We start from the raw sequence: 21,166 nt of genomic DNA on the forward strand, positions 1-21,166 counted from the left end.
CCTAACCCAGCGGATGCAGGCATGCAGCCTGATGGGTTGTTCCTTGCAGATCGGGTGGTGCTGCACGGCATTCGTCAGTTGCCAGCCAGCATCGCTGAGCAAAGGCACATCCTTTGGGGATATTCATCGGTGAGGGCAACTCACCTTCCAGCTTGATCCGTTCCTTACGCGCCTCGGGGTTGGCACGCGGTGTCGTCGACAACAACGCTTTGGAATAAGGATGCCGGGGCGCCGCGAACAACTGTTCTTTCGGAGCTTTCTCGACTGCGCGCCCCAGATACATGACGATTACGTCATCAGCGAAATGCTTCACCACCGACAGGTCATGCGAGATGAACAGGTAGGCCAGGTTCAGACGCTCTTGCAGTTCAACCAGCAGGTTCAGGATTTGTGACTGGATCGAAACATCCAGCGCCGATACCGGTTCATCCAAAACCAGAACCTTGGGGTTCAGCATCAGGGCTCGGGCAATCGCAATCCGCTGCCGTTGGCCGCCCGAAAACATGTGGGGGTAGCGATCATAATGCTCGGGGCGCAGACCGACAAGATCAATCATTTCGCGCGCGCGAGTTTCCCGTTCCGCAGCGGTCAAATCGGGCCGGTTGATGATCAGAGGTTCCTGCAGGATCTGACCGATCCGTTGTCGCGGATTAAGCGAACCATAGGGATCCTGAAACACGATCTGCACGTTTTTGCGCATCTCAGCCCATTTTGACGGGGTGATATCGACGCCGTCGATGGTCAGTGTTCCCGAAGTGGGCTCTTCAATCATCGTTACGACGCGAGCGAGGGTGGATTTACCGCACCCGGACTCTCCTACAATGGCCAGCGTCTTGCCAGGCTCTAGGGCAAAATCCACACCGGAAAGGGCTTTGACCGTTGCCGATTTCGACAGCAATCCCCCTTTGACCTCATAGTGCCGGGCCAACGCGTTTGCCTGAACGATCGGGGCGGTCATGCCAATTCTCCAGCGGTGATTTCCTTGACGTGGTGACAGCGGGCCTTGCCGAAATCTGCTCCATGCGGAGCGGGTGGTGTGTTCCGGCACAGGTCATCGGCGAATTGGCATCGCGGGCTGAACAAGCAACCTTTGGGACGGTCAAATTGACCAGGTACAACACCTGGAATCGTCGGCAGCAATTTCGAAGTTGCCCGTTCAGGCAAAGCGTTCAGCAAAGCTGAGGTATAAGGATGGCGCGGTGTGCGGAACAGATCGCGTACCGGCTGTTCCTCGACCTTTTGACCGGCATATTGGACCTGAACCCGCTCGGCGGTTTCTGCCACAACACCCATGTCATGGGTAATCAGAACAAGGCCCATCCCCTGCTCATCGCGCAATCGGACCAACAGATCCAGAATCTGCGCCTGAATTGTTACATCAAGCGCGGTAGTGGGTTCGTCCGCGATCAGAAGTTTCGGGGTGCAGGCAATCGCCATCGCGATCATGACCCGCTGATTCATGCCGCCCGACATCTGGTGAGGAAACGTATTCAGACGGCTCTCGGGTGCCGGGATACCCACCAGGTCAAACAGCTCAATCGCGCGCTGATGACGGTCTTTGCGGTTTAGCCCAAGATGGATACGCAGTGCTTCTTTGATCTGGAAACCGACCGTGAAACAGGGGTTTAGCGAAGACATCGGCTCTTGAAAGATCATGGCAATATCTTTGCCGATGATCTTGCGCCGATCCCGTGCCGAGATTTTGGTCAGGTCGCGACCCTCAAAGCTCATTTCATCTGCCGTGATCGTCGCCGTCCATGGCAGCAAACCCATCAGCGCCAGCATTGACACTGATTTCCCCGAGCCGCTTTCTCCGACGATGGCCATCAACTCGCCCTTGTTGACAGACAGGTCAACGCCATCCACAGCGCGGAACTCACCCGACGCAGTAGCAAACTCGACCGAAAGATTTCGGATTTCCAACAGGCTCATGTCTTCAGCTCCGTTTCAGCTTGGGGTCCAGCGCGTCGCGCAGACCGTCGCCCATCAGGTTGATTGCCAGCACCGTGACCAGAATGGCCAGGCCAGGGAAAGTTACCACCCACCAGGCGCGCAGAATGAATTCGCGCGCTTCGGCCAGCATTGTGCCCCATTCCGGCGTGGGCGGCTGCGCCCCCATGCCCAGAAAGCCAAGTGCCGCAGCATCCAGAATCGCGGTCGAGAAGGACAGCGCCGCCTGGACAATGATCGGCGCCAGACAGTTCGGCAGCACGGTTTTGAACATCAGGCGTGCCTTGCTTGCACCGGCCACACGGGCCGAGGTCACATAATCCTTTTGCCGTTCGGCCAGAACCGAGGCGCGGGTGAGGCGCACGTAATGTGGTTGAAACACAATGGCGATGGCGATCATTGCATTGGTCAGAGACGGGCCCAGAATGGCGACCAGAACCAGTGCCAGCAGCAGCGACGGAAAGGACAGGATAATATCCATCACGCGCATGATCATCGTGTCGACCCATTTGGGTGCAAACCCGGAAAGCAGGCCAAGAACCACTCCGCCTGACACGGCCACACAAACCACGACGATCCCGACAAAGAAGGAATAGCGAGATCCCATAATCAGCCGCGACAGCATATCCCGGCCCAGCGGATCAGTTCCCAGCGGGAAGGCCCAACTGCCGCCTTCCTGCCATGCCGGAGGCTGCAGGATATGCTCGCGGAACTGTTCGGTTGGATCGTAGGGGGCCAGCAAAGGTGCGAAGGCAGCGCAAAAGACAAAGGCCGCGAATACCCACAGGCCAATCACCGCGCCGCGGTTTTCACTGAAATAAAACCAGAATTCGCGCAAGGCGCTTGGGCGGTCTTCGGTTTTGGGTGCGTTTGCGGATAGTTCAGCCATCACCGCCTCCGGATTTTTGGATTGATGATGCCATAAAGGACATCGACCAGCAGGTTCACCAGCATCACGATCACGGCGATCATCAGAAGACCGCCCTGCACCACCGGGTAATCGCGCCGGAAGATGCTGTCGACCATCCACTTGCCGATGCCCGGCCAGCTAAAGATCGTCTCGGTCAGAATTGCACCAGCCAGCAAAGTTCCAACCGACAGGCCGATCACCGTAATCACGGGGATCAACGCATTACGCAGAGCATGCAGCCCGTTGATCCGAGTGGGTGACAGGCCTTTTGCCCGCGCGGTACGAATGTAGTCCTCGCCCAGAACCTCAAGCATCGCCGAGCGCGTCTGACGCGCAATGACAGCCAGCGGGATCGTCCCCAGAACAATCGTTGGCAGAATCAAATGCCGAACAGCCGACGTGAATGCCCCGGGTTGCCCCGACAAAAGACTGTCGATCAGCATAAAGCCGGTCACGCTGGGGAAGTAATACAGAAGGTCGATCCGGCCCGAAACAGGCGTCCAGCCCAGATTGCCCGAGAACACGATGATCAGCAGCAGCGCCCACCAGAAGATCGGCATTGAATACCCAACCAGCGCCGAAGACATCAGCGCCCGGTCAAAGAATTTGCCCCGGTTGACTGCGGCAATGACACCGGCGGGCAACCCAAGGGCCACCGCGAAGATCATCGCGCAGATTGACAACTCCAGCGTCGCTGGGAACAGGGCAAAGAACTCGTCCCAGACCGGTTTCTTGGTGACAAAGCTTTCGCCCAGATCGCCCTGCATAACGCCGGTCAGATAGTCCCAATATTGTTGGAGGACCGGCTTGTCGAAGCCCAGTTTGACCACCATTTCCTGATAGCGTTCCTCGGACATTCCGCGTTCACCGGCCATGACGATGATCGGATCACCGGGCAAAACCCGAATGAACATGAAGGAGATAAGCGTTACACCCAGGAATGTCGGAATGAACATACCGAGACGAGAAAGAAAGTAGCCAAACATCAGCGACCTATGATTGTGAGATCTTTGGGAAAGTGGGTCAGCGACCGACAGCCATCCCCTGTAACAAGCACGTCATCTTCTATGCGCACGCCGAAATTGTCCAGCGCGTAAAGGCCAGGCTCGTTTGTCCAAACCATGCCCGGCAGGATTTCCTGGTCGTTTCCACGCATGATATACGGCGCTTCGTGAACGTCGCGGCCCAGACCGTGGCCCGTTTTGGTGCGGATCCGATCGGCATAGGGTGACGCTTCGAGAACGCCGATCACGGCATCGTCGATATCATGCGCCGTGACACCGGGACGGCAGGCTTTGAATCCTGCCAGATTGGCGCGCAGAACGGTGTCATAGACCGCCCTGCCCTCGTCCGAGACCTCTTCGACAAAGAACGTGCGGGTGATGTCGGCGGCAAACCCATGTTTGCGGGCTCCGAAATCAAACAAAAGCGCATCGCCCGGTTTGATCTGGTAATCCGCCCGCGCCTTACCATGGGGCCGCGCCGAGTTATCCCCGGCGGCAACAATCGGCGAAAATGCCAGCGAGGCGGCGCCTTCCGCAAACAGCGCCTGAATCAAGGCCTGTTCAATCTGCAATTCGGTCTGACCGACGCGCACATCCGCAATCACGCGCTCTAACGCGCGTTCAGAGATGTCGATCGCGGCTTGAAGCGCTGCGATATCGTCTTCTGTCTTGATAATGCGCAAGCCAGAAATTTCACGCTCGGCATCGACAATCTGCAGGTCCGGTAACGCGTTGGTAAACGCCTTCGACACAAAGACTCGCATCACCTGCCCTTCCACAGCCAGCGATGTCAGCGGCATATGCTTGGCGAGGGCTGCAAAGGCGTCATCATACCCGGTCTGGTCGAACCAGTCGAAAACGGCGCCTTCAAATCCAACCAGGTCCCAACTGCCGAGCTCAAGGTTGGGAACGATGGCCGCAGGAGAACCTTCGCCGGGGACCACGACCACAAAAGGCCGTTCGTGGCTCATGAAAGGTTTTCCCAATGCGCGGGTGAAATTCGGGCCGGGCACAAGGGCCACGGCATCAACTGACATGTCCTTTGCCAGTTGACGGTACTCGGACAAATTCGGCATCAGGGCCGACCTCCAATAAGAAACCGGAGCCGCCACGCGGGCGGCTCCGGTCGGTAAGTGATGAATTATTCGACGCTCACACCGTAGAAGATGTGGCCGCCCAGCGGGTGCACTTTATAGCCCTGCACTTCGTTGCGCATCGGCATAAAGACCACCGAGTGTGCGATCGTTGCCCAAGGCGCCTGCTCTTTGAAGACCACCTGAGCGTCTTCGTACAGCTTGGTGCGTTCGGCCTGATCGGTGGACTGCTTGGCCTTGAGGATCAGCTCTTCGAAGGGCTCGTGGCACCACTGCGCCCGGTTCGAGGCTTCGCGTCCGTCACAACCCAGCAGAACCGCCAAGAAGTTGTCTGGATCGCCATTGTCACCGGTCCAACCCAGCAGAACGGCTCCGTCACGGTCCAGATCTTTCGAACGCGAAAGGTATTCACCCCATTCATAGGACACGATTTCGACGTCGACACCAACCTTGGCAAAATCCGCTTGGATCAGCTCGGCCATACGGCGTGCATTCGGGTTATAGGGACGCTGTACCGGCATCGCCCAAACCTTCATCGACAGGTCGGATACGCCTTCGGCTTCCAGCATCGCCTTGGCCGCTTCGGGATCATACGCGTCATCGGTGATGGCGTCGTTATAGCCCCACATGGTTGGCGGGATCGGGTTCTTGGCAACTTGGCCCGAGCCCTGGAACACGACGTCGATGATCGCATTCTTGTCGATCGCCATGTTTAGCGCCTTGCGGACCTTCGGATTGTCGAACGGTGCCATGGTGGTGTTGTAGGCGAGGTAGCCGACGTTCAGGCCTTCCTGCTCCAACATGTTGATATCCGCATCGTCCTGCATCGCCTGAATGTCGGCCGGGTTCGGATAAGGCATGATATGACATTCGCCTGCTTTCAGCTTTTGATAGCGAACCGATGCATCCGGCGTGATCGCGAAGATCAGGTTCTCCACATCCGCAGGGGCCTTCCAGTAGTCGGCATTCTGCGCATAGCGGATCACCGCGTCTTTCTGATAGGCTACAAACGAGAACGGACCAGTCCCGATCGGTGCTGTGTTCAGCTTCTCAGGCGTACCCGCGGCCATCATCGCATCCGCATATTCCGCAGACAGGATCGAGGCAAAGTCCATCGCCATGTTGGCCACAAAAGGCGCTTCAGGCTTGGACAGGGTGAACTTCACTGTGTAGTCGTCGACTTTTTCAATCGACTCGACCAGGTCCGGCATACCCATGCCCTGGAAATATTCCCAGGTACCACCAGATACCTGATTATAGGCATGGCCTTCATCCTTCTGGCGCATGAACGAGAAGATCACGTCATCAGCATTGAAATCACGCGTCGGCGTGAATTCGTCATTCGAATGGAATTTGACGCCCTGACGCAATTTGAAGGTATATTCCAGACCATCATCGCTGGCCTCAACGCTTTCCGCCAGACCGGGGATAACATTGGTAGTACCGGTCTCAAACTCGAGCAGACGGTTATAAATCGGGTGTGACGAGGCATCAAAGGTTGTCCCTGCGGTAAATAGCGCCGGGTCAAAGCCTTCGGGTGATCCTTCCGAGCAATATACCAAAGTATTTGCTTGGGCCGCAGCACTGGACAACGCAATCGCTGCAGTTGCGGCCATCAATCTAAGTTTCATGAGTTTCTCCCAGAAATGTTTTTTCTTCAGATTTTCGCGTTGTTCTAATTTCTAGTCAGAACAATCTTTGATGACTGTCACCGCCGCGAAATCCCTGCCCAATGTATCCAAAATACAAAATCCATTGTCAACTGAGTTCACCGCCCAGCGATCAGGAAGTAAAAAAGAGGGCAGGTACAGCGTTATGATTTGCCTGGTCGGGCCTGTTTTCTAACTGATTTCGGTTCTTTGGCGATTAGAGCCAAGCAGTGGCGAAACCGCCGGGCAGGAGCGTCCAAACTCTTGAATGCCGTCAATCCTAAATGCCGCGGGCTTCAGGGATCGACCTCCACATCCATATCTTGAATCGAGTCGATCCGACCCAAATGTCAGGCGCCGTAACGGGCCATGAACATGTCGACAGCCTGCAGCGCGACCTCTTCAATCTCAGCCTCTGAAAAACTGCTTTGAATGCCGAATGTGGATCGGGGCCAAAGGCGGACCTTGCACAATTCCGAAAACTGTTCAGCGGCAAATTGAAGGTCCTCGATAACCAATTCGCCTTTATTCACCGCTTTTTGCAGATATTCTGCAAGTTGCCGGGTGCCATTTTGCGGCCCCGCCTCATAGAAGGCACGGCCAAGTTCGGGGAACCGATCTTGCTCGGCCACGCAGATGCGGAACACCTGCTGCGCAAAATCCGACACCAGAAATGCGGCCAGCTGGGTCGCAGCGATGGTCAGCACCTCGCGTGCGGGTTTTGTATCGTCAACCATCGAAACGACATTCTCGGCCATACGGCAGCATTCGTTCTGAGCGACCTCCATGAAAAGAAGACGCTTATCCGGGAAATAGCTGTACAATGTCGCCTTGGAAACACCCGCCGCGCGCGCAATGTCATCTACGCTAGCTCCTTCGAAACCATCTGCCATGAACACCGATCGGGCTCCTTGCAGGACCTGATCAAATTTTCGGCCTGTTCGCAAAATGGCAGTTGCTTCGGACATGCGCTCTCCTTCAGGGGTGGATTCGTCGAATCTATAAACTGATCAGTTCAGATACAACGATTCGCATAGGATTTCGGCCATGGGCAGGCGGGATTATGGTAATTTTTCCGTTAGGTCAGTCCGCGAAGGTCGTTCGGCGGGGCCTGATTGGCCAGGGGTTGCCGCCAGAGAAAACCGTGCTAACACTCTGGCCATGGCTGATATTTTTCTACGTACGCTGCCGTTCTTTGCGATTATCGGCCTGGGGTATTGGGCTGGGCGCAGTCGGTTCTTTTCGGAAGAAGCCACGGCCTATCTGACGAAATTCGTGTTCTATTTTGCACTTTCGGCAATGTTGTTCCGCTTTGCCGCCACCCTGCCCTTTGCCGAGATATTCGACGGCAGATTGGTCGCGGGCTATCTGCTGGGAACGCTTACGGTTTATGCTCTGGCCAGTCTGATCGCGTGGATGCGCGGCCTTGACATACCAACTTCTGCCGTCGAGGCCCAATGCGCTGCGATCGGCAATGTGGGCTTTCTGGGGCTGCCGATGCTTGCGCTTTTGTTCACCGAAGCAGCAATCGGCCCGGTCATGCTGGTATTGACTGTCGACCTTGTGGTGTTTTCCTCGCTGATCGTGATTTTGATCAATGCCGGACGCGATGGGCGGCTGACGCCGGCAACATTTCGGTTGATTGGCCTCGGTTTGATCAAAAACCCGATGATCGTATCTATTTCAGCGGGGCTTTTGTGGTCAGCCTTCCAAATTCCCGTGCCAGTTCCACTGAACGATTTTCTGACAATCCTGGGCGGGGCAGCCACTCCGGGAGCCTTGTTTGCGATAGGGGCATCGCTCGCCAGCAAATCCGCCGAGCGTGTTCAGATCGCTGCCTGGCTGAGTTTTTGCAAGCTGATCATTCATCCGCTCTGCGTTGCTGTCTTCGTAATCTGGTTGATCCCGGCGGAAAGCTTCTCGGCTTCGGTTGCCATTGCAGCGGCAGCACTGCCTGTCGCTGGGAATGTCTATATGCTGGCGGCCTATTACGGGGTCGCACCCCATCGGGCTTCGGCCGCAATTCTCTTGTCCACCGTAGTCAGCATCCTGACACTGCCGCTGGTGATTGCCATAGCCGGAACATTCTAAGCCACAGGTAGGGAAAATACTCGCTGGCCACAGGAACACAGACTTTACGCACGGACCGAGTAACGATAGCCATGGCGCGAACCTAACGTAAGGACGGAACCAAATGGAAACCCTTTCGGAAAACGCTTGTTTCGGAGGCGTCCAGGGCGTCTATCGCCACGCCTCGGCTGCCTGCCAATGCGACATGACTTTTGGACTGTTCCTGCCCGCCGAGGCAAAGGACGGCCCGGTTCCGGTTCTATGGTATCTGTCTGGTCTGACCTGTACCCATGAAAACGCCATGACCAAGGCCGGGGCGCAGGCCTGGGCCGCGGAACAGGGTATCGCCCTTGTTTTCCCTGACACATCCCCGCGCGGCGAAGGCGTTGCCGATCACGAGGACTACGATCTGGGCCAGGGCGCGGGGTTTTATGTGAATGCCACGCAATCACCCTGGGCACCGCACTTCAACATGTGGGACTATGTGGCCGAGGAATTGCCCGCTCTGCTGGTTGAAACCTTTGCAATCGACGCAGACCGCCAGGCCATTACCGGCCATTCCATGGGCGGCCATGGCGCCCTGACATTGGCAATGAACCTACCGGGTCGGTTCCGATCGGTTTCGGCATTTGCACCGATTTCAAACCCAACAAGCGCCGATTGGGGCCGCAAACAACTGAAGGCATATCTGGGCGACGACGCGGCCCAATGGGCCAAGCACGACGCATCGCTGATGATGAAGAACACCGGTTTCGACGGCCCTGTCCTGATCGACACCGGCGACAATGACCAGTTCATCGACCTGTTGCGCCCCGAGGCGCTGGCCCAGGCGATTGCCGAACGTCGCCAACAGGCAGTTTTCCGTCTGCAGCCCGGCTATGACCATTCTTACTTCTTTGTGTCGACCTTCATGGAAGACCACATCACTTTCCACGCCGAAGCACTGTATGGAGACTGAGGCATGAGCAAATACGACTATGACCTGATCATTGTCGGGTCCGGCCCTTCCGGTCGTTCGGCGGCGATTCAGGCAGGCAAGTTGAAACGCCGGGTGCTGGTTATCGACCGCAAGGATCGGTTGGGTGGGGTCTCGGTCCATACCGGGACCATCCCGTCAAAAACCCTCCGCGAGACAGTGCTGAACCTGTCTGGCTGGCGCGAGCGCAGCTTTTACGGGCGCTCGTACCGGGTAAAGGATCAGATCCGGGCCGAAGACCTCAAGGCTCGGCTGCACATGACGCTGGACCATGAGGTCGATGTGCTGGAACATCAGTTCAACCGGAACCACGTGGAAACCTTAAATGGTCTGGCAAGATTTGTCGGTCCCCACGAGATTGAGGTTGCAACCGACGCAGGCGAAACCACACGTCTGTCCGCCGCAAAGTTCCTGATTGCCACCGGAACCAAGACCTATCGTCCCGATTATGTGCCCTTCAACGGGAAGACCATCGTCGATGGCGATGATTTTCTGGAGATGGCCGAGATACCGCGCTCGCTATGCGTGATCGGGGCCGGTGTAATCGGTGTTGAATATGCCACGATGTTTTCCGCGCTTGATGTACGTGTCACCCTGATTGAACCCCGCGAGACGTTTCTGGATTTCATCGACAGCCGGCTGATCCACGACTTTACCCACCAAATCCGCGAAAACGGCGTGGATTTGCGGCTGGGCTCTGCCGTTGAAAAGATCGAAGATGGAGGTGGCCACGTAGAAGTGACGCTCGAGAATGGACGACATGTCCGGGCCGAGATGTTGCTGTTTGCCGCCGGGCGGATGGGCGCGACCTCGGCCTTGAATCTGGATGCGGTCGGGCTGACAACCGATCACCGCAACCGGATTGAGGTCGATCGCAAGACCTATCAGACAGCGGTACCGCATATCTATGCGACCGGAGATGTAATCGGACATCCCTCGCTGGCATCAACCTCGCTGCAGCAGGGGCGCGTGGCGGCATGTCACGCGTTGGAGACCCCGACCCTGCCGGAAAGCCCCTGGTACCCTTACGGCATCTATTCGGTGCCCGAGATATCCACCTGCGGCATGTCCGAAGAGGAGTTACAGGAGCGCGATATCCCTTACGAGGTTGGCGTCGCGCGATTCCGCGAAACTTCTCGCGGGCATATCATGGGGTTGGAACATGGCATGTTGAAGATGCTGTTTTCGCTGAAAACCCGCCGGGTTCTTGGTGTGCAGATCGTAGGCGAAGGCGCGACTGAGCTGATCCATATCGCACAGGCTGTATTGAACCTGAAAGGCACAGTGGATTATTTCGTTCAAAACACATTCAACTACCCGACCTTGGCCGAGGCCTATAAGATCGCAGGTCTGGATGCGTTTAACCGGATGCCCATCCCCGAGGAATTCAAGGTCAAGAAGAAGCCTGCCGAGAAACAGGCAAAGAAAGCGTGACAACCCTGTACATAGACGCAGATGCCTGTCCAGTGAAGGCCGAAGCCGAGCGTGTAGCGACCCGACATAAGATTCCGATGGCTCTGGTATCGAACGGTGGCCTGAGGCCTTCGGCCAATCCTCTGGTACAGGTTGTGATCGTGTCCGCAGGTGCGGATGAGGCCGATAAATGGATCGCAGAGCGTTGTGGTACAGGGGACGTGGTTGTGACCTCAGACATTCCTTTAGCCGCGAAATGTGTTGAAGCAGGTGCGCGTGTATTACGTCACAACGGCGAGGCCTTTACCGCCGCCAATATTGGTCAGCAACTGGCGATGCGCGACCTGATGGCAGACCTGCGTTCGGCAAACCCTCTGGGCGCCGGGGGCGGTGGCAAGCCTTTTGGCAAGGCCGATAGGTCCCGGTTTTTGGATGCGTTGGAACGGGAATTGCGGGCGGCACTAAGGGCGTGACCCTCCCGCCCGTCTCAGACGCATCTGAGATGCGTCCCCTCCGGTTGGGCCGGGCAGCGCTGCGCGCTGCAGTTCCTGTCTTGAAAAGCGCAGCAAGGATTGATTCAGTCAGCCCCAGTAGAGATTCTAAGAAGGATTATTCATGCCAATAGAAGCGGTGGTTTTCGACATCGGGAATGTCCTGATAGAATGGCAGCCAGAACGGTACTACGATGCGGTTATTGGTGAAGACCGTCGCCGGGCTATGTTTGCCGAGGTTGACCTGCATGGAATGAATGATCTGGTTGATCAGGGGCAACATTTCACTGACACCATCTATGGCTGGGCCGATAAATATCCCCAATGGCGGGATGAAATCCGGATGTGGCACGACAAATGGATCGAATTGGCCACGCCAGAAATTCCCCACTCGGTACGGCTGCAACGTGCGTTGCGCGCCAAAGGCATCTCGGTCTTTGCGCTCACAAATTTCGGGGTGCAGAATTTTGAGTATGCAACCACGGTCTATCCATTCCTCAACGAGTTTGACCGGCTGTATGTTTCAGGTCGCATGCAGACCGTGAAACCGCATGTCCCGATTTACGAGATGGTCGAAGCCGATTGTGGTCTGGCGCCTGAGGCGTTGTTGTTCACTGACGACCGGATCGACAATATCGAAACGGCGCAGGCGCGGGGCTGGCAGACGCATCACTTTGAGGGCCCGCAAGGATGGGCAGACCGGTTGGTGGCAGAGGGGCTTTTGACCCGCGAAGAAGCGCGATAGATCAGGCCGCGACGGGTTGTGCGCGGTTCTCGCGGACGGGAAGGTGAACGATGGCGCTGAAGGCGCCGATGGCCACGCCGATCCACCAGACAAAGGTGTAATCTCCGTACTGGTCATACATGCGGCCGCCAAGCCAGACGCCAAGAAAACTGCCGACCTGATGGCTGAAGAAGATGATGCCGTAAAGCGTACCCATGTAGCGCAACCCGTACAAATGTGCGACAAGCCCCGAGGTCAGTGGAACCGTTGCCAGCCAGAGCGAACCCATGACCAATGAGAATACAACGACCGTGATTGGCGTGATTGGCAGGATTATGAAAGCCGCCGCTGTAAGCGTGCGGGCGGCATAAATAGAGGCCAGAAGGTATTTCTTGGGAAAGTGCATTCCGGCCCACCCCGCCAGCAATGTCCCTCCGATATTGGCCAACCCGATCAATGAAATCGACACAGCCCCTAATGCGGAAGTTGTCGTTATACCAATGGAATCCAGTACTCCACCCGGCTGAATCGGGCCGCACATTTCGGTAACGAAAGCGGGAAAATGCGCTGTGATAAAGCCAAGCTGATAACCACAGCTGAAAAATCCCAGGAAAATCAGGGTATAAGACGGGTCCCGGAAGGCCTTGCCCAGAATTTGCCCCATGCTTTCTTCGATTTCGGCTTTGGTTGCGGCTTGGGGGGCGCGCATGAAGGGCAGAGTCATGACCAGTGCCAGGATGGCAACGGCAAACACGATGAAAACCTGTTGCCAGGGCATAAAAGACAAAAGCCATTCCGCCGTTGGAGCACCCAAAACCTGGCCAAAGCTTCCTGCCGCTGTCACGACGGCCAGAGACATAGAGCGGTTATGATCAGAGGACGCCCGTCCAACTACGGCAAGCACGACACCAAACCCCGTGCCGGCAATCCCAAAGCCCACAAGCCAGGCGTACATCTGATGCTCGAAAGGGGTAACGGACCACGCCGACAACACCATGCCCGATGCATAGGTCAATGCCCCGAGCACAATCGCACGGCGATCCCCCACCTTCTCGGCGATGGCGGCAAAAATGGGTTGTCCAATTCCCCAAGCGAGGTTCTGGATCGCAATCGCCATCGAAAAATCGGAGCGCAGCCAGCCGAATTCAGTCGCAATGGGGATCTGGAATACGCCAAAGGATGCCCGCACTGCAAAACTGACTGCGATAATGATGCAGCCGACGATCAAGATCGGATTTAGCAGGCGCGCGTGTTGGGGCATTGAATCCTCGGAATGGCCGAGCCGCGACGGTACCCAAATTTGTACCGTGGTCAATTCAGGAGTTTTGACGCCGCGGATAAGCAAAATTGATGCATCTTCCAAATGCCTGCTTTTCAACGCCCAGAGGTGAAGGTATCCCTCGGGATATGTCAGATTTGATATCGCTTTACGAGACACGCATCGCCGATGGCACTTTGACGCGGGACGATGCGCAAGAGGCTGTCCTTCCGCATTTCGAACGCATTCGCGCGGCCTTGGCTACCCCGGTCAAGCGTGGTTTCTTTCGCAAGACACCCCCGCCGCCCCAGGGACTTTATCTGTGGGGCGGAGTTGGTCGTGGCAAGTCGATGTTGATGGATATGTTTGTCGACGCGCTTGGCGACATCCCCGCCCGTCGCGTCCATTTTCATGCTTTCATGCAGGAAATCCACGCGGGAATGCATAAAGCTCGTAAGGACGGAGTTGAGGATGCGCTTGCACCGGTCGCGGACTCGGTTGTCAAATCCGTAAAACTGCTGGCATTTGACGAGATGCAGATCACCGATATCACCGATGCGATGATCGTCGGGCGGCTGTTTGATCTTTTGCATGCTGGCGGGGTCGTGGTCATCACCACATCCAACCGGCACCCGGACGAATTGTACAAGAACGGCTTGAACCGCCAGCTCTTTTTGCCATTCATCGCGCATATCAAGGAGCAGCTTCAGATATGGGAACTGGTCTCGCCCACTGATTACCGACAGAACCGTCTTGAAGGTGCGCCAGTCTATTTCACGCCGATCGGCCCCGAGGCTCGACAGAATATCCGATCCGTCTGGAACGATCTCGCGGGCGGTGCGGCGGAACCGCTGGTGTTGCAGGTAAATGGCCGTGCTGTCGAATTGCCGGCCTTTCGGAACGGGATAGCCCGAGCAAGCTTCTATGATCTGTGCGGACGGATGCTGGGCCCTGCAGATTATCTGGCCGTTGCCGAGGCGGTCAAAGTTCTGGTTCTGGAGGACATCCCGCGCCTGTCCCGGAATAATTTCAATGAGGCCAAGCGTTTTGTGACGTTGATTGACGCCTTGTATGAGGCGCGGGTACGCCTGATCTGTTCGGCGGCCGCAGAGCCCGAGATGTTGTATGTCGAGGGTGAAGGGACGTTCGAGTTCGAACGCACTGCCTCGCGACTGCGCGAGATGCAAGCCGAAGATTGGGGGGCATAGGGGCGCTGCCCCGTCACGTTTTGCGCGCCTTCCCCAAGGTACCTCCGCCAGGTGAAGACCTATCCGTTTTCCCGTAGGATGTTGCCCGCCAAATAGAGTGATCCGCAAATCAGGATACGGGCCTGAGGGTCTTGGTCTGTGATTTTCTGCAGGGCCGCGGATACACTCTCTGCTGTGTCGGCTTTCATGCCAACCTGGTCAGCAGCCTGCGCCGTATCTTCAGCGCTAAGCGTCGCGGCCTCACCCGGTATCGACACTGCGGTCAGGCTTTGAGCCTGCGTGGCAAGCGGTGCAAGATAGCCAGCGACATCTTTGGTGTTGAGCATTCCGCAGATCAAATGTGTCGGAGATTGCGGTAATTTTCTCAGCACTTCAGCAAGCGCAATTCCCGCGGCGGCATTGTGCCCACCATCCAGCCACAGCTCGGCCTGTGCGGCCTGTTCAACAAGCGGGCCGGATTTCAGACGCTGCATCCGTGCTGGCCACTCGGCCTTGGTAACGGCGGCCTCATAGGCCTGATCACCAAGTTCGAGATGGCGCAATACCGCTATTGCCGCACCCGCATTCTGAATTTGATGTGCGCCAAGCAGGTTGGGCAGCGGCAGATCCCGCAGCCCGATTTCGTCCTGATACACAAGACGTCCGTTTTCCTCGGTCACATGCCAGTGCTGACCGTGTACCAGCAATGGGGCGCCCAGACGGGCCGCTGTATATTCGATGACCTCAAGCGCTTCGTCCTGCTGTGGGCCGACGATACAAGGGACGCCCGGCTTGATGATCCCGGCTTTTTCGGCAGCAATCTTGCCCAACGTGTCGCCTAGAAACTGTTCATGGTCGATGGAAACCGGCGTGATAACCGTCACGGCGGGTTCGTGCACCACGTTTGTTGCATCCAGGCGCCCGCCAAGGCCGACCTCAAGCAAGGTATAATCAGCCTGTTTGCGGGCAAAGGCCAGCAGGGCCGCACAGGTCGTAATCTCGAAATACGTGATGTTCTCACCACCATTGGCGGCATAGCACTCATCAAGGACGTTTGTCAGTTCGGCTTCCGAAATCAACTCACCTGCCAGCCGAATACGCTCGTGAAACCGGGCAAGATGCGGAGAGGTATAGGCGTGAATCGTTTTCCCCGCCCCTTCCATACCGGCGCGGATCATGGCCTGCGTAGACCCCTTGCCGTTTGTCCCTGCGATATGCACGACCGGAGGCAATTTGGTCTGAGGGCTTTCCAGTGCGGCAAGCAAACGCCACACCCGATCCAGCGTCAGGTCAATGATCTTGGGATGCAGCGCCATCATTCGATCAAGGACGACGTCTGACGATGGCGAAGTCATTCCTGATCCGCGTCTTTCTCTGGGGCTTCGGGGGTGGGCGCGGGCAAATCACCTTTGACCGCAGGAGGCTGGTTCATCAGCATGCGGGTAATGGTGATCAATTCGTCACGCATTTCGGTTCGCTTCGTTACCCGGTCCAGCATTCCGTGGTCCAGCAGGTATTCTGCGCGCTGAAATCCTTCGGGCAGCTTTTCCCGAATGGTCTGTTCGATCACGCGCGGGCCTGCAAAGCAGATTAGCGCATTGGGTTCCGAGATATGGACGTCGCCCAGCATCGCATAAGAAGCGGTCACGCCTCCGGTGGTAGGATGGGTGAGTACAACGATATAGGGCAGTTTTGCCTCTTTCAGCATCTCAACCGCCACGGTGGTTCGCGGCATCTGCATCAAGCTCAGGATGCCTTCCTGCATTCGCGCGCCACCCGCTGCCGAGAACAGGATCAGCGGGCGTTTCAACTTCACTGCCTCTTGCGCGGCCGCAATGATGGCATTGCCGACATACATACCCATCGAGCCGCCCATGAACGAGAAATCCTGGGCCGCTGCCACGATCGGCGTACGTCCGATATCACCTTTGGCGACCAGCATCGCCTCTTGCTCGCCAGTTTTCTTCTGCGCTGCTTTCATCCGGTCGGGGTATCTCTTCTGGTCCCGGAACTGCAGCGGATCATCTTTGGGAGCGGGAACATCGACCTCGGTAAATATACCACCGTCAAACAGGTGCCCGAACCGGTCGCGCGGAGTGATCGCCATATGATGATCACATTGGGTGCAGACATTCTGGTTTTCCGCCAATTCGCGGTGGAACAGCATCGTGCCGCATTCGTCACACTTGTGCCAAAGGTTTTCGGGGACTTCCCGGCGTGAGAAGATCGAATTAATCCGGGGACGGACGTAGTTTGTGATCCAGTTCATGTCGGAACCTTGCTAGTACGGCGTTGACGTCACATAAGACGCTACGGAAAGAATTGCAATCAGCGCCTGAGCGCAAGGCGCGCGATAAACCAGCTGACAATCATCACGGCAAAATCCACATATAACCATTGCCGCAATGTCAGAGTATCGGTCATATCAAAGGGCAGTACAAATAAGGCAAGACCGCTGAGGGTGTCAGGTAGCGAGACAAACAAGAGCGCTATGACATTGTTGAAAAAATGCAGCGCTATGGCCGGGCCCAGGGTTCCCGCCCGCGCGGTCAAATCCGCAGCCAAAAGTCCAAACAGACCAGTCCACAGCACCAGCAACTCTGCATTGCCGCCCGCCGCATCGGGCGAATAGTGCCCCACCGCGAATAGAAGCGACGGTACCCCCATCCAGATGATCGGAGAACGAAATCGCGCCGCCAGGCTTTGCTGCATATATCCGCGGAAAAGCAGCTCCTCTGCACTGATTTGGACAAACACAGCCAATAGCGACAGAGGCAGGAATACCAGCCAAACCGAAAAGGACAGGTTTTGAACAAGCGGCGCGCCCAAAATGACGTGCGGCACGGTTACGATAACCACGCCAAGCACCATCAGGGCGCGCAGCACAAGCCAGAACTGTCTGGCCGCTTTGCCCCGAGTCCCTAAAATAGAACCCAGGGACCGCTTCTGAAACTGTCGCGCTGCGGTCCACACACCAAATGTGACAAACCCAAAGCTTGACAGCAGGATCACCATCGAGATCGGGGTCGAGCCGTTCATCAACCCGCTGGCCCATTCCTGCGGTCCGGCCACGGTTACGACTGCAAACAGGATCAGATTGAAGACGGTTGCAACGACCACGATTGTTGCCAGGCCGGCCAGCAGGCGCCACAGCTGTGGTTTGTCGCGTGCGTCGGCGACCAGTTGCTCATGCGGGGCGTAAGAGGGCGCGCGGATTTCAGACATTCTGGTGGGAACTTTCGGTCTGGTCCTCATCATCGAAGAACAAGGTCGATGCTTTGGTGGCGTTGATCTTTTCCGAAATGGTTGTCAGGTATCCGGCAACTGTTTCAAGCAACTGAACCGCAACGCTTGCATCGCTTTCGATCACCGCGCGCAGTTCCACTGCACCAATCCGCAGGAATGAACAGTTTTCGCCTGCCACAAGATCCAACTGTCTGGTCTCACCGGTGATAACAGACAGGTCACCGATCAGGCGCCCGGGTTCAATGACAGATATGGACCGAGTCGAACCGTCTTCTTCGTGCCACATAAGCTTCGCATGACCCGAAATGCACAGATAGGCCGCATCCGGCGCCTGCCCACGAGAGAAAATGACCTGACCAGCGGCAGCATCATACCACTGCGCCGAAAACGCCAGCAATCTCTGGTTGCGACCGTCGATATTGGCAAAAAGCGGAGTTGATGAGATAATCTTCAGCTTGCGGCTGAGGTCAGCGGTGGTGCCGGATTCTTGTTCGAGCTGCGTTTTCGAGACACCGTCAATGCGGCCATCCTTGATTTCAACAAACAGATCATAGGCCTCGGGATGGGCGAAACTGTCCTCCATGAAAATCATGATGGAATCGGGCAGCAGTTCGCGCAGTTTCAACCGGGTGCGTAAACGGCTCTCAGAGTCATGGCTGGCCAACGCTTTATCCAGGATTAGCAAATCCGGCCGTTTAATCCCGGCGCGCGAGAAGGCAATTCGTTCCTGAAAGACGGTTGTCAGATTGTTCCCACTCAGCCCTGCGGACAGATCATAGACGATGGCCGCTGCCTGTCTGCGCAGACCTGCGGCATTGATCACTTCGGCAACCACATCCTCTATCTCGTCAGCATGAGCTCCCGCCGTCACAGACACCCGCCCGAAAAGCGCATTTTCCATAACCGTCATACGCGCGATGTATGTGTCCGGTGTGACCGGTACAAATATCTCCTGCAGGCTTCCACGTAACCTTTCGCCCTGTTCAGTGCGGATTTTCAGAATCTTCTGTTTGTATTCATCCGGGAAATCAGGGCCAATCTGTTCGGCGGTCAGCAGGAACGGAACGGTCAGAAGAAAGGCGTGTTCGCGCTGCGACAGCTCGTCCACTCCTTTTGCCTTGCGCTTGTCTTCGATTGCAAGCAGCCGGTGGAACATTTCCTTGCTCAAGCCCAGGCGCAGGAACAGCGGATGGTCGGTTCCGTCCCGCCCAAAAGCATGGTTCAGCGTTTCCAGAACAGCGCTTGAGATACTCAGCGCGTCGTCATCAAGCTCATGTGTACGCAGCATTTGCATGAACCGATTATCGCCGGCCAAAATGTCCGGCGAGATTTCCTGCGACGGTGCTGCATAAAGAAGGTTGCCGCCCAAAGGCACAGTTGGGTTGAACCTGTCCGGATCGAACCGGTAGACAAAGCGGTCCAGATCTTTTTCCACCAACTTGTCATGGATGGGGCCACGGAGGTCGATGATATTTTGCACAAACTCGGGATGCTGATCTGGATTCAACTGGCTGCGCAGGGTGCGGCGGAACATGAATTCATCCGTTCCCATCGCCTCGACCAGCTTGAACCACCAATCCTGGATGTCGTCAGTGTTGTTGAGCCCGGCCAGACCGGGATCAATCCATTCATCTGACAGCGAATCCACCGAGTTCCCCGCTCGCGCGGCCTCGATCTGGCGGCGGCTAGGGGCCCTGGCGGCGTCGGCTTCATGCTGAGGGCGTGTTTTCAGGGGCATCATCAAGTTGTCCCCAATCGACCCATCAAACAGATATGGTCGAGAATAGGCATATCCGATCCGCGCCGCGATGACGGATTGGTGCAAAGATTGGATGTCATGTCCGGCAATCGTGACGTCGCCCTGAACCGGCAGCAATTCGCGGGTCAGCAGCTGAGCCAATGCCCCTCTTTCGGCCGCATTCGAGGATTTGATGGCCACGCGGGCCCCTTTGGGTATGACGAGGTCTATATCCTCGAGAACAGTTTTCCCATCGTTATCCCGAACGGTAATATTCTGCAGCTTGATCTCGCCAGTCAGATGCGGAATGGAATCAGGCTCGCCCTCGAACAGCTCTTCGGGCACCATGTTGTCGGGTGCGAAGCGTTCGGTCACGATTTCCCACCGCAACGACATGTCCTGAACCTGATTGTAATAGGTCAGCAGATCCTTCCAAGGTCCGCTAAGATCCTTATATGCTCCCAGTGCCGCCACCAGCGCGCCCACTGTTACCTCGCCCGTGATCGCCAGATATCCGCCCACCGAATAAAACAGAAACGGGGTCATCTGAGTGATCAGATTGTTGAGAAACTTCATGAAGAACTTTTTGTTATAGATCTTGAATCGGATCTCGAACAAAGTTCCCAAACGATGGCTGAACTGGGCCAATCTGTGCCGCCAGCCTCCGTTGGTGCGCAGATCGCTGATCCCGGCTGCGCTTTCGCCGATTTCTGAGCTCAAGCGCCTAACTTCCTGGATTCGGTCTTTGTTCAACAGGTTGATCTGGCGCTGCAATTTTGGAATCAACCAAGCCTGCAGCGGGATCAGCGCAATACTTGCAAGACCAAACCACACGCTTTGCATGAACAGAAACGTCACAATGGTCATCATCTGACCAAACTGGAATACAGGTTGTGCGATCGCATCCCCCATCAGGCCGCCCATCGGTTCAGCCTCGGACGTGATCATCGACACCAACTCGCCCTGACTGGTGGTGGCAAAATAGGATTTCGGGAACCGCAGAGTTCGGTGGATCAGCGTGTACCTCAGTCGGCGTAACATGCGTTCGGCCAACACACCTTTCATCGTGTTGATCCGCATTTTCATCAGACCGCTGGCGATGACCGTCGCCAGAAAGGCCAGACACAGAATCAACAAATACTGCACCTGCGTCACCGTAACTCCTAAGAAAGTTACCGAGCTGCCTGGAGCACCAATCGCATCGTTAATGATCTGCTTGGGCAGCTCCAATGATGCATAGAGGAAGGGAAAAGAAAACAATGTCAGCAGCAACAATACCAGTTGCTGTTTCTTGGAATGCTTCCAGATGAATGCGAATAGAGTGGGTTCCATGCCCCGTCTTTGCCTCGGAAATATTGCTATAGGGTTGTAACGGATGGTCCACTGCAATCAGGTGTCAGACGGTACGCACTGACCGGGTCGATTGCAAGAACGGCGCCCTCCGTAACAGGTCACA

At 56.3% G+C, this 21,166-nt stretch carries 18 protein-coding genes; 6 read left to right on the plus strand and 12 right to left on the minus strand.

The annotated features are described in order from the left end of the window. Position 1: 1 nt before the first annotated feature. The 7 genes from AC2FH9_RS07295 to AC2FH9_RS07325 all read right to left on the minus strand — a co-directional run bounded on the left by AC2FH9_RS07295 (position 2) and on the right by AC2FH9_RS07325 (position 7,575). Complete coding sequence (locus AC2FH9_RS07295; protein WP_496871167.1) at positions 2-958, minus strand: ABC transporter ATP-binding protein; 957 nt, start codon at positions 956-958, stop codon at positions 2-4. Beyond that, positions 955-1,932 carry an ABC transporter ATP-binding protein gene (locus AC2FH9_RS07300; protein ID WP_142636312.1) on the minus strand — a complete coding sequence of 326 codons (978 nt, stop codon included), beginning with the start codon at positions 1,930-1,932 and terminating at the stop codon, positions 955-957. Before AC2FH9_RS07300 ends, AC2FH9_RS07295 begins: the two co-directional genes overlap by 4 nt. A 4-nt stretch (positions 1,933-1,936) precedes the next feature. Beyond that, positions 1,937-2,839, minus strand: coding sequence for an ABC transporter permease subunit (locus tag AC2FH9_RS07305; RefSeq protein ID WP_185956667.1), 903 nt, complete (start codon positions 2,837-2,839; stop codon positions 1,937-1,939). Beyond that, complete coding sequence (locus tag AC2FH9_RS07310) at positions 2,839-3,846, minus strand: ABC transporter permease subunit (RefSeq protein WP_142636316.1); 1,008 nt, start codon at positions 3,844-3,846, stop codon at positions 2,839-2,841. The genes AC2FH9_RS07305 and AC2FH9_RS07310 overlap by 1 nt, the downstream gene beginning before the upstream one ends. Next, positions 3,846-4,940 (minus strand): M24 family metallopeptidase, encoded by a 1,095-nt coding sequence (locus AC2FH9_RS07315; protein ID WP_496691599.1) that lies wholly within the window; start codon positions 4,938-4,940, stop codon positions 3,846-3,848. The genes AC2FH9_RS07310 and AC2FH9_RS07315 overlap by 1 nt, the downstream gene beginning before the upstream one ends. A 65-nt stretch (positions 4,941-5,005) precedes the next feature. After that, a complete protein-coding gene (locus AC2FH9_RS07320) occupies positions 5,006-6,589 on the minus strand; it encodes an ABC transporter substrate-binding protein (RefSeq protein ID WP_142636319.1) in 1,584 nt (527 codons plus the stop codon). 368 nt (positions 6,590-6,957) lie between these two features. Beyond that, a complete protein-coding gene (locus tag AC2FH9_RS07325; protein WP_142636321.1) occupies positions 6,958-7,575 on the minus strand; it encodes a TetR/AcrR family transcriptional regulator in 618 nt (205 codons plus the stop codon). 193 nt (positions 7,576-7,768) lie between these two features. Here AC2FH9_RS07325 and AC2FH9_RS07330 point away from each other — a divergent pair, with 193 nt between their 5' ends. The 5 genes from AC2FH9_RS07330 to AC2FH9_RS07350 all read left to right on the plus strand — a co-directional run bounded on the left by AC2FH9_RS07330 (position 7,769) and on the right by AC2FH9_RS07350 (position 12,302). Next, a complete protein-coding gene (locus AC2FH9_RS07330) occupies positions 7,769-8,698 on the plus strand; it encodes an AEC family transporter (RefSeq protein ID WP_496871168.1) in 930 nt (309 codons plus the stop codon). A gap of 103 nt (positions 8,699-8,801) precedes the next feature. Further along, positions 8,802-9,635 carry an S-formylglutathione hydrolase gene (fghA, locus tag AC2FH9_RS07335; RefSeq protein WP_142636325.1) on the plus strand — a complete coding sequence of 278 codons (834 nt, stop codon included), beginning with the start codon at positions 8,802-8,804 and terminating at the stop codon, positions 9,633-9,635. Positions 9,636-9,638: 3 nt separating this feature from the next. Next, positions 9,639-11,087 (plus strand): Si-specific NAD(P)(+) transhydrogenase, encoded by a 1,449-nt coding sequence (gene sthA / locus AC2FH9_RS07340; protein ID WP_496677079.1) that lies wholly within the window; start codon positions 9,639-9,641, stop codon positions 11,085-11,087. Beyond that, positions 11,084-11,539: a YaiI/YqxD family protein gene (locus AC2FH9_RS07345; RefSeq protein WP_281972917.1), complete on the plus strand. Its 456-nt coding sequence runs from the start codon at positions 11,084-11,086 to the stop codon at positions 11,537-11,539. The genes sthA and AC2FH9_RS07345 overlap by 4 nt, the downstream gene beginning before the upstream one ends. Before the next feature lie 142 nt (positions 11,540-11,681). Further along, positions 11,682-12,302, plus strand: a complete 621-nt coding sequence (locus AC2FH9_RS07350) for an HAD family hydrolase (RefSeq protein ID WP_496749818.1) — start codon at positions 11,682-11,684, stop codon at positions 12,300-12,302. A gap of 1 nt (position 12,303) precedes the next feature. Here the strand turns inward: AC2FH9_RS07350 and AC2FH9_RS07355 are convergent, their stop codons facing one another. Continuing rightward, positions 12,304-13,542 (minus strand): MFS transporter, encoded by a 1,239-nt coding sequence (locus AC2FH9_RS07355; RefSeq protein ID WP_496749819.1) that lies wholly within the window; start codon positions 13,540-13,542, stop codon positions 12,304-12,306. 146 nt (positions 13,543-13,688) lie between these two features. On the opposite strand from AC2FH9_RS07355, the gene zapE reads away from it, so the two are divergent. After that, positions 13,689-14,747, plus strand: a complete 1,059-nt coding sequence (gene zapE / locus AC2FH9_RS07360) for a cell division protein ZapE (RefSeq protein WP_496693759.1) — start codon at positions 13,689-13,691, stop codon at positions 14,745-14,747. Positions 14,748-14,806: 59 nt separating this feature from the next. Here zapE and AC2FH9_RS07365 read toward each other — a convergent pair whose 3' ends face one another. Genes AC2FH9_RS07365 through AC2FH9_RS07380 form a run of 4 tightly spaced genes read right to left on the minus strand, consistent with a single transcriptional unit; the run spans position 14,807 to position 21,042 of the window. Continuing rightward, positions 14,807-16,081, minus strand: coding sequence for a bifunctional folylpolyglutamate synthase/dihydrofolate synthase (locus AC2FH9_RS07365; RefSeq protein ID WP_496749820.1), 1,275 nt, complete (start codon positions 16,079-16,081; stop codon positions 14,807-14,809). After that, entirely contained in the window at positions 16,078-16,995 is a 918-nt protein-coding gene (accD, locus tag AC2FH9_RS07370; RefSeq protein WP_142636339.1) for an acetyl-CoA carboxylase, carboxyltransferase subunit beta, read from the minus strand. Before accD ends, AC2FH9_RS07365 begins: the two co-directional genes overlap by 4 nt. Positions 16,996-17,054: 59 nt before the next feature. Then, entirely contained in the window at positions 17,055-17,951 is an 897-nt protein-coding gene (locus tag AC2FH9_RS07375) for a CPBP family intramembrane glutamic endopeptidase (RefSeq protein WP_496693760.1), read from the minus strand. Further along, the gene (locus AC2FH9_RS07380) at positions 17,944-21,042 is read right to left on the minus strand and encodes an ABC transporter transmembrane domain-containing protein (protein WP_496871169.1); all 3,099 of its coding nucleotides are present in this window, start codon (positions 21,040-21,042) and stop codon (positions 17,944-17,946) included. Before AC2FH9_RS07380 ends, AC2FH9_RS07375 begins: the two co-directional genes overlap by 8 nt. Between the last annotated feature and the right edge of the window lie 124 nt (positions 21,043-21,166).

Source organism: Ruegeria sp. CDSC081 (assembly GCF_059610485.1).

Coding starts and splice junctions, on each gene's coding strand:
- AC2FH9_RS07295 (WP_496871167.1), bottom strand. CDS start 958: ATGACCGCCCCGATCGTTCAGGCAAACGCGTTGGCCCGGCACTATGAG.
- AC2FH9_RS07300 (WP_142636312.1), bottom strand. CDS start 1,932: ATGAGCCTGTTGGAAATCCGAAATCTTTCGGTCGAGTTTGCTACTGCG.
- AC2FH9_RS07305 (WP_185956667.1), bottom strand. CDS start 2,839: ATGGCTGAACTATCCGCAAACGCACCCAAAACCGAAGACCGCCCAAGC.
- AC2FH9_RS07310 (WP_142636316.1), bottom strand. CDS start 3,846: ATGTTTGGCTACTTTCTTTCTCGTCTCGGTATGTTCATTCCGACATTC.
- AC2FH9_RS07315 (WP_496691599.1), bottom strand. CDS start 4,940: ATGCCGAATTTGTCCGAGTACCGTCAACTGGCAAAGGACATGTCAGTT.
- AC2FH9_RS07320 (WP_142636319.1), bottom strand. CDS start 6,589: ATGAAACTTAGATTGATGGCCGCAACTGCAGCGATTGCGTTGTCCAGT.
- AC2FH9_RS07325 (WP_142636321.1), bottom strand. CDS start 7,575: ATGTCCGAAGCAACTGCCATTTTGCGAACAGGCCGAAAATTTGATCAG.
- AC2FH9_RS07330 (WP_496871168.1), top strand. CDS start 7,769: ATGGCTGATATTTTTCTACGTACGCTGCCGTTCTTTGCGATTATCGGC.
- fghA (WP_142636325.1), top strand. CDS start 8,802: ATGGAAACCCTTTCGGAAAACGCTTGTTTCGGAGGCGTCCAGGGCGTC.
- sthA (WP_496677079.1), top strand. CDS start 9,639: ATGAGCAAATACGACTATGACCTGATCATTGTCGGGTCCGGCCCTTCC.
- AC2FH9_RS07350 (WP_496749818.1), top strand. CDS start 11,682: ATGCCAATAGAAGCGGTGGTTTTCGACATCGGGAATGTCCTGATAGAA.
- AC2FH9_RS07355 (WP_496749819.1), bottom strand. CDS start 13,542: ATGCCCCAACACGCGCGCCTGCTAAATCCGATCTTGATCGTCGGCTGC.
- zapE (WP_496693759.1), top strand. CDS start 13,689: ATGTCAGATTTGATATCGCTTTACGAGACACGCATCGCCGATGGCACT.
- AC2FH9_RS07365 (WP_496749820.1), bottom strand. CDS start 16,081: ATGACTTCGCCATCGTCAGACGTCGTCCTTGATCGAATGATGGCGCTG.
- accD (WP_142636339.1), bottom strand. CDS start 16,995: ATGAACTGGATCACAAACTACGTCCGTCCCCGGATTAATTCGATCTTC.
- AC2FH9_RS07375 (WP_496693760.1), bottom strand. CDS start 17,951: ATGTCTGAAATCCGCGCGCCCTCTTACGCCCCGCATGAGCAACTGGTC.
- AC2FH9_RS07380 (WP_496871169.1), bottom strand. CDS start 21,042: ATGGAACCCACTCTATTCGCATTCATCTGGAAGCATTCCAAGAAACAG.